Raw genomic sequence first — 1,153 nt, 5'->3', positions numbered from 1 at the left:
TTCGGTCTATTTCCTGCAGCATCAGGATATCTCGCTGGGGTCCGAGACCGTTTCGGTCGAAATCCGCGACCGCGACACTGGCCGGGTGATCGAAACCACCGCTTTGCTGCCGGGCCGCGATTACGAGATCAACCCGCTGCAAGGCGTAGTGACCCTGGCGCAACCGCTTAGCGGGTCGCTGGGTGGCGGCACGGTGATCACCGATCCGTCGGGCGAATATGACGTGCATCTGGTGGTGAATTACGAATACAGCCCCGGCGCGCTGGACCTGAACGGTCTCAGCTATGGTGGCCGGGCCGAAGTCTGGGCCACTGACGCACTGCGGCTTGGCGTTACCGGCATCGTCGAAACCACCGACATCGCCGACCAGACCGCCAGCGGCGTCGATCTGCATTTCCAATTTGGTGAAAACAGCTTTGCCGAACTGGAATATGCCGCCTCGCGCGGGCCCGGTTTTGGCTCCAGCTTCTCGCCCGATGGTGGCCTGACGATCACCAACACCGCCAGCGCCGGCACCACCGCCGGAACCGGCGAGGCCTATGAGGCCCGGATCCAGATTGATCTGGCCGATACCGGCGCGACCACGCCGGGCACGGTCTCGGGCTATTTCGAGCGCCGCACCGCCGGGTTCTCGACGCTGGATCACGAGACCACCGATGACGAGACCCTGTGGGGCATCGCCCTGTCGCTGACGCCCAATGACCGGCTTAGCTGGGGCGCCTATTACGACAGTTACGATTCAGCCACCGGCAAGCAGAACCGCGAGGGCGGTGTCGAGCTGAGCTATGCCCTGACGCCGGAAACCAAGCTGGCCTTTGCCGTCGAACATGTCGACAAAAGCAACCCCGCCGGCCCGCCGGACCAGACCGGCAGCCGCACCGATCTGGCCGCGCGCCTGACCGTCAGCCCGACCGACACTGTCAGCTATAGCCTGTTCGGCCAGACCACCTTGCAGCGCGCCGGGGGGCTTGGCTCGAATGACCGCATCGGTGCGGGCGTGACCGTCAAACTATCCGAGAACTGGAGTCTGGCTGGCGAGATTTCCGACGGCACGCTGGGCACTGCCGCGCAGGCGATGCTGAGCAACGAAAAGGGCGATCACGACCGCACCTATTTCGGCTATCGTCTGGAACCCGGCCGCACCCTGCCCGGC

The 1,153-nt window shown here is 64.6% G+C and carries 1 pseudogene; it reads left to right on the top strand.

Going from position 1 to position 1,153, the window contains the following annotated elements:
• A pseudogene (locus tag ABYW26_RS14660) lies at positions 1-1,153 on the top strand (hypothetical protein); the annotation flags it as partial.

This window comes from Actibacterium sp., assembly GCF_041584535.1.
Lineage (GTDB): Bacteria > Pseudomonadota > Alphaproteobacteria > Rhodobacterales > Rhodobacteraceae > Actibacterium_D.
This window is presented reverse-complemented; position numbering and strand designations above follow the sequence as displayed.